This is a genomic window from Rhizobium sp. BK399, from assembly GCF_014194695.1.
Lineage (GTDB): Bacteria > Pseudomonadota > Alphaproteobacteria > Rhizobiales > Rhizobiaceae > Rhizobium.
The window spans coordinates 86,723-102,182 of sequence record NZ_JACIAH010000014.1 but is presented as its reverse complement, the minus strand read 5'-3'; the positions used below and the strand labels follow the sequence as shown (position 1 = coordinate 102,182).

The window sequence follows — 15,460 nt, the reverse complement described above, 5'->3', positions numbered from 1 at the left end:
AATCAGGGGCAAGCCTTTATCGGGCATCCGCTTCCAAGATCGGAGCATTGTTCCAATTCCAAGCGGGCGGCAGCGCCTGGCTCAAGAACATCCGCTCGACCTGACGGCCGAACATCGGGGCTAGAAGCCCATGCTCGGCCGGTGTCGGAAGCCTGTGTTCAGAGCCTCGTGACGATGACCTCCAGATAATCGCTTGGCACGACCACGGTGCCGTCATCGGCGCGATTGAACCGCTCCATGAGCGCCAGCAGGTCGTTGGTCAGCATATCCCGCGCAACCGGATCAAGGGCGGCGAATGTTTTCAGCACGGGACCATAATAGGTCCGGAAGACCTCAAGCCAGTGGTCCGGTGACTTGTAGCGGAACACGAACTGCCGCGGCGTCGCCGCGATAGACGCGACCGCACCCGGGAACAGTTCCTCAAGCCGCGCCCGTGAACCCCAAAGCGCCGGTGAGCGGGAACCTGCCGGAGGCGGCACATGCTTACCGATCGTCTTGAACATCTGCCCGATGAAACCGTCAGGGGTCCAGTTCGCAAGACCGACCGAACCACCGCGCTTGCAGACCCGAAGAAGCTCGGACGCGGCGCGCTCCTGGTCGGGCGTGAACATCACGCCGAAAATCGAAAGCACGTTGTCGAAAGACTGGTCGGCAAACGGCAGATGTTCCGCATCCGCCACCTGGAAGGCGATCGGCAGCCGGTCGGCCTTGGCGCGCTCCTGGCCGCGTTCGAGCAGAGCTGGAACGTAATCGGTCGCGGTGACCTCGCACCAGCGTCGGGCGGCGGCAAGCGCGCCGTTGCCGTTTCCGGCCGCAACATCGAGCACCGTTGCACCCGCGCGCAGATCGAGCGCTTCACAGAGGCTTTCGCCGACGATTTGCAAGGTTGTCCCAACGATTGCGTAGTCGCCCGAAGACCAGGCGCTTTGCTGCCGGGCTTTGAGCGCGCCGAAATCAACGGCTGGCTGAGTATCACGCGCGACGGCCGCAGATGTGGACATTGTTTTCTCCTTCGGTCAGATTGGTCGGCCTCATGGTGCGTCTATAGCAACCGTGGTTGGGCACGTGTCGTGCCGCAGTCTCTGGTTTAGACGGGGATAGTGGGGGTCGGCGTGGCAGCTGGCGTGGGAACGAGCGTGGAATCGGGTGGCGCAGAGGCCAAACAGCACGGGCGCTCGCTTGAGATCCGACTGCTTGGTCCGATGGCGATCCGGCGCGACGGCGTCGACCTGAAACTCCCCGGATCCCGCAAGGTGCGATCGCTTCTTGCCTATCTTGCGCTCTCGCCCCGACCCCGCGGCAGGTCACAGCTTTGCGATCTGCTGTGGGACATTCCTGACGATCCGCGTGGCGAGTTGCGATGGTGCCTGAGCAAGATCCGGTCGCTCATCGGGGAACAACGCGTTATCACCGACGGCGGCGCTGTTGGCCTGGACCTGTCGGACTGCTCTGTCGATGCTATCGAGGTGGAAACGGCCTATCAGCACGGCTTCAAGACGCATTCTGAAGACCAGTTGCGATCCCTGGCGGCGCTGTTTGCCGGCGACTTTCACGATGGGTCGAGCCTCGAACGGAGCCCGGCGTTCGAAACATGGCTGGTGTCGCAGCGCCGTCGACTGCGCGACATTCATGCCGCCCTTCTTGAGCATATGGTGCAGCGTTTGCCGTCGGAGGAGGCCCAGGCCTACCTCGATCGCTGGATCCAGCTTTCGCCCTTCGATATTCGCCCGCACGAACTGCTCTTGATGTCCCTCGCCAGGGCGGGCCGTTTTCGAGAGGGCGAGGAGCATCTTGACGCGACCACGAAACTTTTTCGTGCCGAAGGTATCAACGAGCGACCCCTGCATGACGCCTGGCTGACGGTGAGAACACAGACCGACGACAGCTTCCGGCCGCGACAGGCCAGTGCTAATGCCGTGCCCTCATCGTCTCCCCGCGACACAGAAACCTTGCCCAAAGAGCCGCGGCGGCCGTCGATTGCGATCATGCCGTTCAATGAGATCTCGGCCGTGGCCGCCCCTGGCGGTCCTTGCGATGCTTTGGCATACGACATCATCACCCGGCTTGCGAAGCTTCGCTCCTTTCACGTCATCGCCCAAGGCACGATGTTCGCACTGAGGGAGCGCCACCACACAGTCGGCGAGACGGCGCAGCTGCTGGGCGTCGACTATGTCGTCGACGGATCGTTCCAGCGCATCGCTGACCGTATCATCGTTCGCGTCGAGTTGACCGAAGCAAGGTCGTCTCGCATCGCCTGGACTGATGTCTTCGAGCGCCGGGTTGCCGATACCTTCCTCCTCCTTGACGAAATCGGCAGCAGAATCGTCGTCTCGATCGAGCGCGAAGTCGAGGCGATCGAGAGCAATCGTGCCCTCCTGAAGGCGCCGAACTCTCTTGATGCGTGGGAGGCTCACCACCTGGGGCTCTGGCACATGTATCGCTTCACCAAAAGCGACAACGAGCAAGCGCAGCTTTTTTTCGAAAGAGCAATAGGACTGGACCCGACATTTGCCCGCGCCCATGCCGGGCTGTCCTTTACCCATTTCCAGAGTGCCTTTCAGCATTGGGCAGATCGCGACGCCGAGGCCGAGCTTGCCTATCGGGCGGCGAGCCAGAGCATGATGGCAGACGAGCGGGACCCGACGGCCCACCTTGCCATGGGTCGAGCGCTGTGGTTACGGGCGCTGCACGATCAGTCGGTCGGTGAGCTGCAACAGGCAGTCGAACTGAGCCCAAGCTTCGCCATCGCCCACTACTCTCTCGCCTTCGTTCAATCCCAGTCCGGTGATCCGCGTGCAGCGGTTGTTGCAGCCGATCACTCCCGCGCGCTCAGTCCTTTCGACCCGCTGCTTTTCGGAATGCTCGCGAGCCGAGCCCTGGCCCTCGTGCGTCTCGGCAACATCGAGGACGCCGCAGATTGGGGTGTCAAGGCCGCAGCCCGTCCGAACGCCCATGCCCATATTCTGGCGATCGCGACGCTTTGCCTTTCCATTGCCGGACGCCTGGTTGAAGCAAAAGCGTATCTGGCAATGCTTCACGATCGATATCCGGCCTACCGCCTTGGTGACTTCATGTCGGCCTTCCATTTTCCTCGCGACGACCAGGTCTTGTTTCGGCAGGGTGCAAAGCGGGTCGGCCTGGATTGAAAGGCCGGGGCGCGCGAATGCATCGACCGCCTGGGCGATCCCCTGTGGGGCCAAAGGCGCCGGGACCGTAGCGAAGCGCCCTGTTCAGCACTCAAGAAAGGGTGAAGCTGCGGTTGGCGAGCGCGCCGCGTCAGAGGCTTGCGATCTTTCGCAGTTCCTCGGCTGTCGTTGTCGGGAAGCCGAAGAATTCGAGATACGCCGGGATCTGTTCGAAGAGCATATCGGTGCCGACCTGAAAGGCGCATCCCCTGGCGCGAGCTGCGGCGAGAAACGGGGTGATCTCCGTTTTCATGACAACTTCGCCGACGAAGGTGTCAGGGGAGAGACGTGATACGTCGACGGGCAGCGGATCATCCTGGCGCATGCCGAGCGGCGTTGCGTTGACGACGATGTCAAAACCGCTTGGGTCCGCAGAGCCGGCCGTGACCTGGGTGTCCGGATAATAGGTGTTCAGTCGTTCATGCAGCCCGCTCAGAGCGATCATGTTACCGTCATGAAGAGCGATGCGTCGAACACCCGCCGCAGCCAGCGAAGCGGCGATCGCAGAACCAACGCCGCCAGCCCCGGCGATCAGCACATCGGTTCCTGCTACTTTTCGCCCCTTGCGCAGCAGCCCCCGGACAAAGCCGTCGCCGTCAAACATGTCGCCGATCAGTTCGCCACTAGAGCCGAGGCGGATCGCATTGCATGAGCCCGCTACCTTGGCGTTCGTGGATATTGTGTCGAGGAGGCTCATCGTCGTGACCTTGTGCGGCATGGTCACGAGCGCCCCGTGGATGTTGGAGAGCCGGAACAGGACCTTGAGGAAGGACGGGTAGTCCTCGGGTTTGCAGCCCATTGGGACAACGATGGCATCGATCCCACTGGTTTCAAAGTAGGGATTGTAGATCAGCGGCGCCTTAAAGGACTCCGTCGGGTAGCCGAGATGTGCGATGAGCCGTGTGGTGCCGCTGATCATGATAGCGTCCCCTTGGTCACGGCGTTGTTGAGCAGGACAGTCTGACCCGAACGCGCAGACGATTTGATAGCCTCAATTACCCGAAGGGTCGCAAGCCCCTCCCGCGCACTGACAAGCGGGCTTTGCTTGCCTGATATGACATCGCAGAAATGGTTGAGCTGGACGGCGAGCGGATCGGCGGCATCAAATGCGACGTGCTCCTGGACCAGCTGTTCCAGCCAGTTCGGCGCTCCGACACTCGTCCAAAGCGTGAGCTGGGGGATGGAAAGCGACCCGGTGGTGCCACCAATCTGGTAGCAGGACTGATCCTGCCGGGGATAGGCGGGGTTTTCGCCGGCTGTCAGTTCCCAACTCCATGGCGAGGCGATGGCATCGGACGCATTAAACGTCGCAAGAACACCGCTCTCGAACCGGACCAGGATGACAGCGGTATCCTCGACAGCCAGTTGTCTCGTGGAATTCGACTGCATCGCATGGACGCTGTCGACCCCCCCAAAGAAGTAACGGAAGAGGTCAACATCGTGGACCAGGTTGATGAGGATTGGACCGCCGCCCGCCTCGCGCCGCCAATCTACATCAAAATAGTCGTCCGGCTTGGCAACCCAGAAGCTCCCGTGTGCCGTCAGGACCGTCCCCAACCGGCCGCTGTCAAGGATCTGTTTGACCGCCTTGATCATCGGATTGTGCCGACGGTGATGACCGATCAGGATTGGTACACCTGCAGCTTCGGCCGCTGCCGCGATGGTCTCCGCCGCAGCGGCATCGTGCGCGATCGGCTTTTCGACGAGCGTCGGCAGCCCCGCGTGAATGGCTTCAAGCGCATTCTCTGTATGGAGCTCGTTGGGCGTTGCAATGATGATGCCGTCAAGTGGCACATTCGCTTTGGCTTCCGCGAGGGTCGAAAACCAGGTAGCGCCCTTGCGAGAAGCGAAATCTCTTGCCGAGGTGGACGGATCAATGATCGCGCCAAGCATCGCCCGCGGCTCAGCCGATATCCTTTCGATATGGCGCTTGCCTATCAGGCCCGCGCCCATGACCGCGATCTTCAACGGGGTAGTTTGGCTAGTCATTCAACGTCCCCAGATTCAGTTTCGAAGGATTTCGCCGAGGAACTTGCGCGTGCGGTCGTGGCGCGGATTGGTGAAGAAGTCCGCGGGTTGGGCTTCCTCAACGATCGCGCCGCTCGCCATGAAGATCACCCGGTCGGCGACTTGGCGGGCAAAGCCCATCTCGTGCGTCACGCAGATCATCGTCATGCCTTCGTCGGCGAGGCTGATCATGGTGTCGAGGACCTCCTTGACCATCTCGGGATCGAGAGCCGACGTCGGCTCGTCGAAGAGCATCACCTTCGGTCGCATGCATAGCGCTCGAGCGATGGCCACGCGCTGCTGCTGGCCACCGGAAAGCTGGATGGGGTATTTGCTGGCCTGTTCCAGAATCTTGACCCTGTTCAGAAGTGCGCGGGCACGCTCTTCGGCCTCCGGCTTTCGCAGCCCGAGTGACCGCATCGGCGCCAGCATGCAGTTCTCGAGGACCGTCAGGTGCGGAAAGAGATTGAACTGCTGGAAAACCATGCCGACTTCACGGCGGATGGCGTCGATCGCCTTGGCCTGGTTTCCCATCAGGATGCCGCCGACGCGGATCTCGCCCTTCTCGTAGCTCTCCAGGTGATTGATGCAGCGGATGAGCGTCGACTTACCGCTGCCGGAAGGTCCGCAGAGAACGATCTTCTCGCCTTTTTGCACGGACATGTTGATGTCGTGCAGCGCTTGAAACGCGCCATACCATTTCTCCACGTGGGTCATGGTGATCATGGTCTCGGCGGCAGATGTCGACATGTTGCTCATGGTCTCGTTCTCATCAACGGCGTTCAGCGGGCACCAGAGGCGGCGAAGCGGCGTTCGAGCCGTGCGCCGAGGATCGTCAGCGGGCAGCACATCAGGAAGTAGAGCGCACCAACGATCCCAAAGACCGTCAGCGGCTGGAAGATCTGGTTGGAGATGATGTTGCCGGCCCGGGTCAGTTCGGTGAAGCCGACAATGGAAGCCAATGACGTTCCCTTGATCAACTGCACGAGGAAGCCAACCGTCGCGGGCAGGGAGATGCGGATTGCCTGCGGCAGGATCACATCCTTCATGCGCGAGATGTATTTGAGGCTGAGCGCTTTTGCCGCCTCCGTCTGGCCGCGAGGCACGGCATCGATCGAGCCACGCCAGATCTCGCCAAGATAGGCGCTGGCATGCAGCGTCAAACCGATCGCGACCGCGAGCCAGGCGTCGAGCTTCAGGCCGATCAGGGCAAGCCCGTAATAGACGACGAAGAGCTGCATGAGCAGCGGCGTGCCCTGAAAAATGCCAATATAGCCCGCCGTCACGCGCTCCAACAGCGGCCATTGCGAGGTGCGCGCCAATGCTACGCCAAGCCCTGCAATGCCGCCGCACACGAAGCCCACTGCTGACAGAAGAACGGTCCACTTGAGGCCGATCAGGAGAAAGACGAATTCGTCCGTGCCCATCGTTCGTCTCCTATTTGACCGGATAGCTGAAGTAGCGGGCCGACAGGAGCGAGAACAAACGCATCATCAGCCAGGAAATGACGAGGTAGAAGATCGTCACGGTGAAATAGACTTCGAAGCTCCGGAAACTTTCGGATTCGATGCGCTGGGACACCGAGGTCAACTCGTAAGCAGAAATTGCCGAAGCAATGCTGGTAGACAGCGTCAGCAGCACAAACTGGCTGGTCAACGACGGGTAGACCGCCCGCAACGCAGGCTTCAGGATGACCAGCCGAAACACCTGCAGCTTATGCAGGCCAAGCGCCAACCCGGCTTCCATCTGGCCCTTGGGGATGGATTGGACGCCGCCACGGATGATTTCGATCGCATAAGCGCCCCCGTTGATGCCGAGGGCGATGATCGCCGTCGGCGTCGGGTCGAGCCGGATGCCGGCAAGCGGCAGGGCGAAATAGAGAAAGAAAATCTGCACCAGGAACGGCGTATTGCGGATCAGTTCGACGAAACCGATCACCAGCCAGCGGACGGGCTTCAGAGGCGAGTCGCGCAGGGCTACGCCGCCAACGCCGATGATGATCGCAAGCAGCATGCCGCAGATCGCCAGCAGGAAGGTGCCGAGACAGCCAAGTAGCAGGCTCGCAAGCCCATCGATGACTGGCGTGAAATCAAGTTGGTAGTTCATGCCGCGCTCAGCTCCGCCCTGCCATTTCGGCCATCGCCTCGATCGCCAGTTCGTAACCACGGGCGCCGAAACCAATCATGATTGCGGTCGCGACGCGCGAGATCAGTGAATTGTGGTAGATGCTCTCGCGGGCATGCACATTCGATATATGCAGTTCGATCTTCGGCGCATCGAAGGTCTTCAGCGCGTCAAGCAGGGCGATCGATGTGAAGGTATAGGCAGCCGGATTGATGATGATGCCGCACGCCTCGTTCCGCGCCTGATGCACGCTTTCGACCAGTTCCCCCTCGAAATTGGTCTGCCGGAAGTCGACCATAAAGCCTAGGCCCCGTGCCCGGACAATGCATCTTTCCTTGATGTCGGCGAGCGTCGTGGTGCCGTAAATGGTCGGCTCGCGCTGGCCAAGGAGATTAAGGTTCGGCCCGTTGAGCACAAAGATGGTCTTGGTCATGGTCGCGCTCCTCGAAACGCACGGCTTCTCAGGTATAGCGGCAACGTCGACGGGCATCGTGATGCCCGTCGCTCCTACCCGCTGGAACAGGTCGGCCGGTCAGTTGGCGGCGAAGGGGATGCCCTCGAGCTTCTCCGGAAATTCCGGTACGGGAACTTTCATCCACTTGTCGTAGATGGTCTTCAGTTCGCCGTTGGCCTTGATCTTGTCGATGAAGGCGTTGATCGAAGCGTTGATTTCCTTTTCCCCCAGCCGCGTGCAGGCACCATTGTAGAGCTTCTGGAATTCGAGCTTGTTTTCGAATTCGCCCGGGCGGGCCTTCTCGACGCGGTCCATGTAGAAGATGTTGCCGCCGAGAGCCTGGACCTGGCCGGAGACAAGAGCCTGGACGCTCGGAGCGTCGCCATCGAAGCGGCGGATTGTTGCCGTTTGCGGCGCATTCTTGGTCACCTGGGTATCCTGTGCCGCACCTTTCGCGACGCCGATCGTCAGGTTCGCCATGTCGTTATTGGTCTTGATCGGCATGGATTTCGGAGCAATCAGCACGATCGCATTGGCGACGTACGGCTTGGAGAACTGAACGGCCTTGGCGCGGTCCGGCAGCATCGCCATGGTTGCAAACAGCACGTCGACGCGACCCGTCGTCAGCGCCGGTATGCGGTTATTGACCTCCAGCGGCACGAACTCGACCTCGACGCCGAGCTCCTTGGCATAAAGAGTTGCGATATCCGCGTCGAGGCCATCCTGCTTGCCGCCGCTCGTGACGAAGCCCCACGGCGGGTTGTCGCCCTGGATGCCGACGATGATTTTTCCTCGGGCCTTGATTTCGTCCGGGGTAATGGCGGCGGCCGGCCTTGCCAGCCCGGCTGCGGCTATCAGAGCGGCAGCGCAAAGCATCGCGTTTCGCCGCGTTAGCATTGATTTCAGCATGGATTCCTCCTCCGTTGGGCGGCCATTTGCGACCGCGACAGTCCACTCTCCCTGACCGTATGTCCTAATCCTTGTCAGACAGCTTGTCCTAAATCAACATATTTTTCTGAAAATCTATGATGATTCGTTTTTTGCCACTTGAATTGAAATCGTCACGACATTCGGCATAATGCCTTGCGGTCAATTTGGGAGGATGGCGGCATCGATCGATGTTGCCCCTGTCAGCTGAGTACGAAAGGGTTCTGATCATGAAGACCTCGATTGCCACGGTGAGCATCAGTGGCGAATTGCCGGAAAAGCTGGAAGCAATTGCGAAAGCAGGTTTCGACGGTGTGGAGATATTCGAGAACGACTTTCTGGCCTTCGACGGCAGGCCCGCCGAAGTCGGGAGGATGGCAAGGGATCTCGGTCTGGAGGTAACGCTCTTCCAGCCGTTCCGTGACTTCGAAGGCATGCCGGAACCCCTGCGCAGCCGTACCTTCGACCGGGCCGAGCGCAAATTCGATGTCATGCAGGAGCTCGGAACCGACCTTGTGCTTGTGTGCTCCAACGTTTCATCCGCGGCGCTTGGCGGCATCGACCGCGCAGCCGCCGATTTTCATGAGCTCGGCGAGCGCGCTGCGAAAAGGGGCTTGAGGGTCGGATACGAGGCGCTCGCCTGGGGACGCTTTATCAACGACCACCGGGATGCCTGGGAGATCGTGCGGCGGGCAAACCACCCGAACGTCGGGCTCATCCTCGACAGCTTCCACTCGCTGTCACGAAAAATCGATGTCAATTCAATCCGTTCCATTCCGCCGGAGAGGATCTTCATCGTCCAGCTCGCCGATGCTCCGCTGATCGATATGGATCTCCTCTACTGGAGCCGCCACTTCCGCAACATGCCGGGCGAGGGTGATCTTCCAGTCGCCGCGTTTACCGAGGCTGTCGCCTCGACAGGCTACGATGGCTATTTCTCGCTTGAGATCTTCAACGACCAGTTCCGCGGCGGTTCCACCCGCGAGATTGCCGCAGACGGCCACCGGTCGCTGATCTATCTCGGTGACCAGGTCAGCCGCAGCACAAGTGCCAGGATCGGCATCGACATGCCCCCGAGAGCGTCCGCACAGGGCGTCGGCTTCGTCGAATTTGCCACCGATGAGGAGGAGGCCGTCGAGCTCGATGGTCTGATCAGGGCACTCGGCTTTCGCAAGGCGGCGGTTCACCGCTCCAAGAAGGTCAGTCTGTATCAGCAGGGCGACATCCGCATTCTGGTCAACGTCGAGCCGGTTGGTTTTGCCAATGCTGCTTACGCTGTTCACGGAACCTTTGCCTACGCGATGGCACTCGTCGTCGATGATGCCGCCGCGGCCTACCGGCGCGCGATTGCCCTTGATGCCGAACCGTTCCGTCAGGCCGTTGCCGACGGCGAGCTCGAAATTCCAGCCATTCGCGGCGTCGGCGGCGCGTTGATCTACCTGATCGACGACAAGAGTCCGCTCGGGCAATTTTCCAGGATCGACTTCGAAGCGGTCGATGGTAAGGACGCCGGCGATGCGGGTCTGCGGCGGGTTGATCATATTGCGCAGACCGTGGCCTATGACGAGATGCTGACGTGGCTGTTGTTCTACACTGCGATCTTCGAAACAAAAAAGACGCCGATGGTCGACATCATCGACCCTGGCGGGGTGGTGCGCAGTCAGGTCGTCGAGAACGACACGGGCTCGCTCCGCATCACCATGAACGGCGCGGAAAATCGTCGCACGCTTGCCGGCCACTTCATCGCAGAGAAATTCGGATCCGGCATCCAGCATCTGGCATTTTCGACAGACGACATCTTCGCGACAGCGAAATCGCTGCGCGAAAGAGGCTTCAAGGCGCTTCACATCTCGCCAAACTACTATGATGACGTCGAGGCGCGCTTCGGCCTTGATCCACAGCTCAGCGAGCGGTTGAAAGTGGAGAACATTCTCTATGATCGCGACGAGCACGGCGAGTATTTCCAGCTCTACAGCGGGACCTACGGCGAAGGCTTCTTTTTCGAAATCGTCGAACGCCGCGGCTATCGCGGCTATGGTGCGCCCAACGCCATCTTCCGCATTGCTGCTTTGAAGAAGCAGATGCGGCCCGAGGGCGTGCCGAGGGATGCGATCTGACCTTGCGGCGGCCTAAGGAAGCCGACCGCTTTTCAGCACGTGGTCAACACCACTCTGGATATGCTGCCGGACCACGGCTTGCGCGCCCTCGACATCACGCTTCAATGCGAGCTTGAAAAGAAGCTTGTGATCATCGACGACCGGCTGCCCGCGAAAACTGCGGGCCAGCATGTGATAACGCAGAAAACGGTCGAAGACGGAAGAAAGAATAGTCATCAGCGTGGTCGAATTGCAGGCCGAGACAATCGCCTGATGGAACTCCCAGTCGTAACGAACCCAATCGATCGTGCGTGAGACATCCCCGCAGAGCAGCGTCTTCTCGGCCGCCGCGAGTTTATGGTGCGCGGCAACGATCCTTCCCTCCCATTCGAGGTTTCCGGCAGCGAAGGAGAGAGCGATCGCATGCGTCTCGAGGACAATGCGAAGGTCCGCAAGTTCCTCCAGCTCCTTGCGGGAGGCGGGGCTGACCTCAAAGCCGCGCTGTCCTTCTGCAAGCACCAGGTTTTCGGTCGTTAGACGGCTCAGGATTTCGCGCAAGGAAGAGACGCTGATCGAATAGCGCTCCTTTGCCTGTTCGAGCTTGATCTTTGCACCCGGCACGAGCCTGCCGGAAATGATGTCCTCGCGGATCTGGCGCAGGACGACATCGCTGACCGTCTCAGAGGGTTCGGTTACAGGCTTGAGCATGGTGTTTCCTGATATGCCTAGATGTCACGCGTCATAGTCGCTGCTGGGCAAGGGCGTGCTCGACCCCGCCGAGGATGTGGCGCTCAAGGATTTTCTTCGCGGTCGCGCTGTCGCGGGCCAGTGCCGCTTCCAGAAGTTGCCGATGCTCAGCTTCTGCGACGTTTCCGCGGTATGACAAGGCCACCATCTGATAGCGCAGGTATTTGTCGAAGACGGCGGAATGCGTTTCCATGAGGAGACGCGATCCGCAGGCCGAGATCAAAGCCTGGTGGAATTCCCAATCGTAGCGCTTCCAGTCTTCAGTCTTGCTGGTGTCGCCGGAGGCCATCACTCCTTCCATGCGGGCGAGCTTGTAGTGAGCCGCCATCAATGCGGCCTCCCATTCGACACCGCCCTGTGCGAAGGATTGATCGAGCGCATGTTCTTCCAGCAGCAGCCGCAGCGCAGCGATTTCCCGCAGATCTGCCTCCGAAACAGGCGCGACTTCGAATCCGCGCTGACCCTCGGCGATGACAAGCCCTTCCGATGTCAGACGGTTCAGAATCTCCCGGAGCGTGCTGACGCTCGTATCATAGGCTGCTTTCAGATTTTCGAGCTTCAGCTTTTGCCCAGGTGACAGTCTCCCAAAGATGATATCGGCCTTGATCTGCCGATAGCTGCTCTCCGCGACGGTTTCGCCCAAAACTTTCTGCAGCAAAATGATCTCCGATATTTTGCATTTTGTCATACGTATAACGAGGATGCTGCACGCGTTCAATCGGTGATTACGAGCGATTTCCGACACCTACGCCGCGCCAACGTCGATCAGTGTGAGGCGGTTCTGAGGAAGGCGGCAGCGATAGCCGGAACCGGCGCACGAACCGAAACTGTGGAATACATCAATGCCTATGAAGGCATTCTTGAGACTGCGTAGGCGATTGACGCAGATCTTATCGTCATGGGCTCGCACAGCCGCGGTTTCGTCAACAGATTGATTATCGGAAGCCAGGCCTCAAAGGTGGTCAACCTGTCTGAGGTCCCGGTCCTCATCATCAAGCAGCGCCCGGCCACATAGAAGCCACCTCGGGCATTCCCGACAGTCTGGGCGTAGCCCTTTCCATTCAGCAACCTTCGACCGGGATCAGGCGCGCATTGTCCCGCTGCCTTGCCGCCCCAGGCGCTTACACCTCCATTTAAATCTGATATTTCGATATAAAACAAATATCTTGAAATAAAAAATCATACAGATTAGCGTGCCAAAAAATCGAATTCAATAAACGAGGAACACCGATGCGCGCAAAGGCAACCCTGAACAGGGAATTCACGATCTCGACCGTAGACAAGAGGGTCTACGGTTCATTTCTCGAACATATGGGACGGGCCGTTTACACCGGAATTTACGAGCCGGGCCACGAAAAAGCGGATTCGAATGGCTTCCGTACCGACGTTCTTGATATGGTCCGCGATCTGGATATGCCGATCGTACGCTATCCCGGCGGCAATTTCGTTTCGGCTTATCACTGGGAAGACGGTATCGGTCCGCGCGACCAGCGCCCGACGCGTCTTGATCTTGCCTGGCGGACCCGCGAGACGAACCAGATGGGCGTCAACGAGTTTGCCGACTGGTCGAAGCTGGCAAACACCGAAATGATGCTGGCGATGAACCTCGGCTCCCGCGGCCTGAACGACGCCCGCAACTTCCTCGAATATTGCAACCATCCCAGCGGCACCTACTGGAGCGACCTGCGCGTCAAGCACGGCTACAAGGACCCGCACAATGTGCGCATCTGGTGCCTCGGCAACGAGATCGACGGCCCCTGGCAGGTCGGCCACAAGACCGCGGCCGAATACGGACATCTTGCCAACGAAGTCAGCAAGGCTTTCAAATATTTTGACAAGACCCTCGAAACAGTGGTCTGCGGCTCGTCCAACGACAAGATGAAGACCTATCCCGAATGGGAAGCAACCGTCCTCGATGCGAGCTATGACAGTGTCGACTACATCTCGCTGCACAAGTATTTCGGCAATGAGGAAAATGATACGCTGAACTACTACGCCAAGGCGATCGATCTCGATCGCTACATCGTCACCATCGGCGGCGTCATCGACTATATCAAGACGAAGAAGCGCTCGAAGCGTGACGTAAAGATCTGCTTCGACGAGTGGAATGTCTGGTACCATGACCGTAAGGAAGACGATCAGCGCTACAAGAATTGGGATTGGCCGGAAGCTCCGCCGCTTCTCGAAGAGCTCTACAATCTGGAAGACGCAATCTTCGTCGCTTCCTTGATCAACGTCTTCATCCGTCGCTCCGATCGCGTCAAGATCGCTTGCATGGCACAGCTCGTCAACGTGATCGCACCGATCCTTACCAAGGCTGGCGGCCCGGCTTGGCGGCAGTCGATCTACTATCCGCTGCAGTACGCATCGAAATACGGGCGCGGCACGGCGCTGACGGTTTCCGCTTCTGGTCCGACCTATGACTGCGACGTGGCCCAGGACGTACCCTATCTCGACCTGTCGGCCGTCCTGCAGGACGACGGCAAGACGATTGCGCTCTTTGCGATCAATCGCAGCCTCGACGAAGTCATGGACCTCAGTGTCGACCTGCAAGGCTTCAAGGGTGCCACGATCCTCCAGCATCGCACGATGGTTGGCGATGATCTGAAAGCGCGCAATTCGGTTGAAGATCAGACACGCATCGTGCCGAAGGCGGGTTCAAGCCTTTCCGTCACCGATACGGGCACGCTCTCGGGCTCACTGCCGCCGAAGTCGTACCACTTCGTGCTGCTGTCCGTCGCCTCGGCCTAGAAGGGCCGGTTCGGGGCGGCTCGGATAGGCCGTCCCGATCATGACGAGGATCGGGAGGATCAATGTCTGGTATCCGGTTGACGAATGTCAGCAAATCTTTCGGCGCGCTTAAGGTCATTCATGGCGTCGACATCGAGATAGAGCAGGGGGAATTCGCCGTCTTCGTCGGTCCCTCGGGCTGTGGCAAGTCGACCCTGCTCAGGATGATTGCCGGGCTGGAAGAGACGAGCGGCGGCAAGATCGCCATCGAGGGCGAGGACGTGACCCATCGAGAGGCCTCCAAGCGCGGAGTGGCGATGGTCTTTCAGTCTTACGCGCTCTATCCGCACCTCTCCGTTTACGAAAACATGGCCTTCAGCCTGACGATCGGTCGGCGCCCGAAGGCAGAGATCGAGCGCAAGGTTAAGGCGGCTGCCGAAATCCTGCGGCTCGGCGAATATCTCAACCACAAGCCTAGTCAACTGTCAGGCGGCCAGCGCCAGCGCGTCGCGATTGGTCGGGCAATCGTACGCGAACCGCGCGTCTTCCTGTTCGACGAACCGCTATCCAACCTCGATGCCGAGCTGCGCGTCAGGATGCGTATGGAGATCGCCCGTCTGCACCGGCAGATCGGCGCCACGATGGTCTATGTCACCCACGATCAGGTGGAGGCAATGACACTTGCCGACAAGATCATCGTGCTGAAAGCCGGCCTCGTGCAGCAGATCGGTGCGCCGCTGGAGCTTTACCGGAACCCGGCCAACATGTTCGTCGCCGGCTTCATCGGCTCGCCCGGCATGAATTTCCTGAAGGGCAGGGCCCTCGCGGCAAACGGCAACGCCCTGCGGGTCGCACTCGAGGATGCACCGGGTCAGGCTTTCGATCTGCCGGCCCGCACGGCGGTCGCCGTCGGTACACAGGTCTATGTCGGCGTGCGGCCGGAGCATATCGAACTCGGCGCCAGACAAGGCGCTGTGACAGTGCCGGTCACCGCTGAATTCATCGAGGAACTCGGCGGCACCGGATATCTGCATGTTCTGACGGGAAACGGTACGGAAATGACCGTCGAATGTCGTGATGGCCGTCCACAGCCGAAGGAGAAGATCAGTCTCTCTCTGAGAGTGCCCGAAATGTTGGCCTTCGACACCGAGGGCGGACGGCTCAGCTGACGGCCGCAGCCCAGCCGGGCG

At 59.9% G+C, this 15,460-nt stretch carries 14 protein-coding genes; 4 read left to right on the top strand and 10 right to left on the bottom strand.

Annotated features, from left to right (window positions below):
* Positions 1-158: 158 nt before the first annotated feature.
* Positions 159-1,001, bottom strand: coding sequence for a class I SAM-dependent methyltransferase (locus FHT97_RS23820; RefSeq protein ID WP_183864462.1), 843 nt, complete (start codon positions 999-1,001; stop codon positions 159-161).
* Between the two features lie 111 nt (positions 1,002-1,112).
* Between FHT97_RS23820 and FHT97_RS23815 the strand changes: the two genes are divergently transcribed.
* Positions 1,113-3,146: a BTAD domain-containing putative transcriptional regulator gene (locus FHT97_RS23815; RefSeq protein ID WP_183864461.1), complete on the top strand. Its 2,034-nt coding sequence runs from the start codon at positions 1,113-1,115 to the stop codon at positions 3,144-3,146.
* A gap of 130 nt (positions 3,147-3,276) precedes the next feature.
* Here FHT97_RS23815 and FHT97_RS23810 read toward each other — a convergent pair whose 3' ends face one another.
* The 7 genes from FHT97_RS23810 to FHT97_RS23780 form a co-directional block, all read right to left on the bottom strand.
* A complete protein-coding gene (locus FHT97_RS23810) occupies positions 3,277-4,104 on the bottom strand; it encodes a ThiF family adenylyltransferase (protein ID WP_183757365.1) in 828 nt (275 codons plus the stop codon).
* The gene (locus FHT97_RS23805; protein ID WP_183757364.1) at positions 4,101-5,174 is read right to left on the bottom strand and encodes a Gfo/Idh/MocA family oxidoreductase; all 1,074 of its coding nucleotides are present in this window, start codon (positions 5,172-5,174) and stop codon (positions 4,101-4,103) included. Before FHT97_RS23805 ends, FHT97_RS23810 begins: the two co-directional genes overlap by 4 nt.
* Positions 5,175-5,189: 15 nt before the next feature.
* Positions 5,190-5,918 carry an amino acid ABC transporter ATP-binding protein gene (locus tag FHT97_RS23800; RefSeq protein WP_183757404.1) on the bottom strand — a complete coding sequence of 243 codons (729 nt, stop codon included), beginning with the start codon at positions 5,916-5,918 and terminating at the stop codon, positions 5,190-5,192.
* Positions 5,919-5,974: 56 nt separating this feature from the next.
* Positions 5,975-6,619, bottom strand: coding sequence for an amino acid ABC transporter permease (locus FHT97_RS23795; protein WP_183757363.1), 645 nt, complete (start codon positions 6,617-6,619; stop codon positions 5,975-5,977).
* 10 nt (positions 6,620-6,629) lie between these two features.
* On the bottom strand, positions 6,630-7,298 hold the full coding sequence (locus FHT97_RS23790) for an amino acid ABC transporter permease (RefSeq protein ID WP_183864460.1): 669 nt from the start codon (positions 7,296-7,298) through the stop codon (positions 6,630-6,632).
* A gap of 7 nt (positions 7,299-7,305) precedes the next feature.
* Positions 7,306-7,749: a type II 3-dehydroquinate dehydratase gene (aroQ, locus tag FHT97_RS23785; RefSeq protein WP_183864459.1), complete on the bottom strand. Its 444-nt coding sequence runs from the start codon at positions 7,747-7,749 to the stop codon at positions 7,306-7,308.
* Between the two features lie 99 nt (positions 7,750-7,848).
* Positions 7,849-8,679: a transporter substrate-binding domain-containing protein gene (locus FHT97_RS23780; RefSeq protein WP_183864458.1), complete on the bottom strand. Its 831-nt coding sequence runs from the start codon at positions 8,677-8,679 to the stop codon at positions 7,849-7,851.
* Positions 8,680-8,927: 248 nt separating this feature from the next.
* Here FHT97_RS23780 and FHT97_RS23775 point away from each other — a divergent pair, with 248 nt between their 5' ends.
* On the top strand, positions 8,928-10,814 hold the full coding sequence (locus FHT97_RS23775; protein WP_183864457.1) for a sugar phosphate isomerase/epimerase and 4-hydroxyphenylpyruvate domain-containing protein: 1,887 nt from the start codon (positions 8,928-8,930) through the stop codon (positions 10,812-10,814).
* 12 nt (positions 10,815-10,826) lie between these two features.
* Here the strand turns inward: FHT97_RS23775 and FHT97_RS23770 are convergent, their stop codons facing one another.
* Positions 10,827-11,501, bottom strand: coding sequence for a GntR family transcriptional regulator (locus FHT97_RS23770; RefSeq protein ID WP_183757358.1), 675 nt, complete (start codon positions 11,499-11,501; stop codon positions 10,827-10,829).
* A 31-nt stretch (positions 11,502-11,532) separates the two neighbouring features.
* The gene (locus FHT97_RS23765; protein WP_183757357.1) at positions 11,533-12,198 is read right to left on the bottom strand and encodes a GntR family transcriptional regulator; all 666 of its coding nucleotides are present in this window, start codon (positions 12,196-12,198) and stop codon (positions 11,533-11,535) included.
* Positions 12,199-12,770: 572 nt separating this feature from the next.
* On the opposite strand from FHT97_RS23765, the gene FHT97_RS23755 reads away from it, so the two are divergent.
* Positions 12,771-14,291 (top strand): alpha-N-arabinofuranosidase, encoded by a 1,521-nt coding sequence (locus tag FHT97_RS23755; RefSeq protein ID WP_183864455.1) that lies wholly within the window; start codon positions 12,771-12,773, stop codon positions 14,289-14,291.
* A gap of 62 nt (positions 14,292-14,353) precedes the next feature.
* Positions 14,354-15,439, top strand: a complete 1,086-nt coding sequence (gene ugpC / locus FHT97_RS23750) for a sn-glycerol-3-phosphate ABC transporter ATP-binding protein UgpC (protein WP_183757354.1) — start codon at positions 14,354-14,356, stop codon at positions 15,437-15,439.
* Positions 15,440-15,460 lie beyond the last annotated feature (21 nt).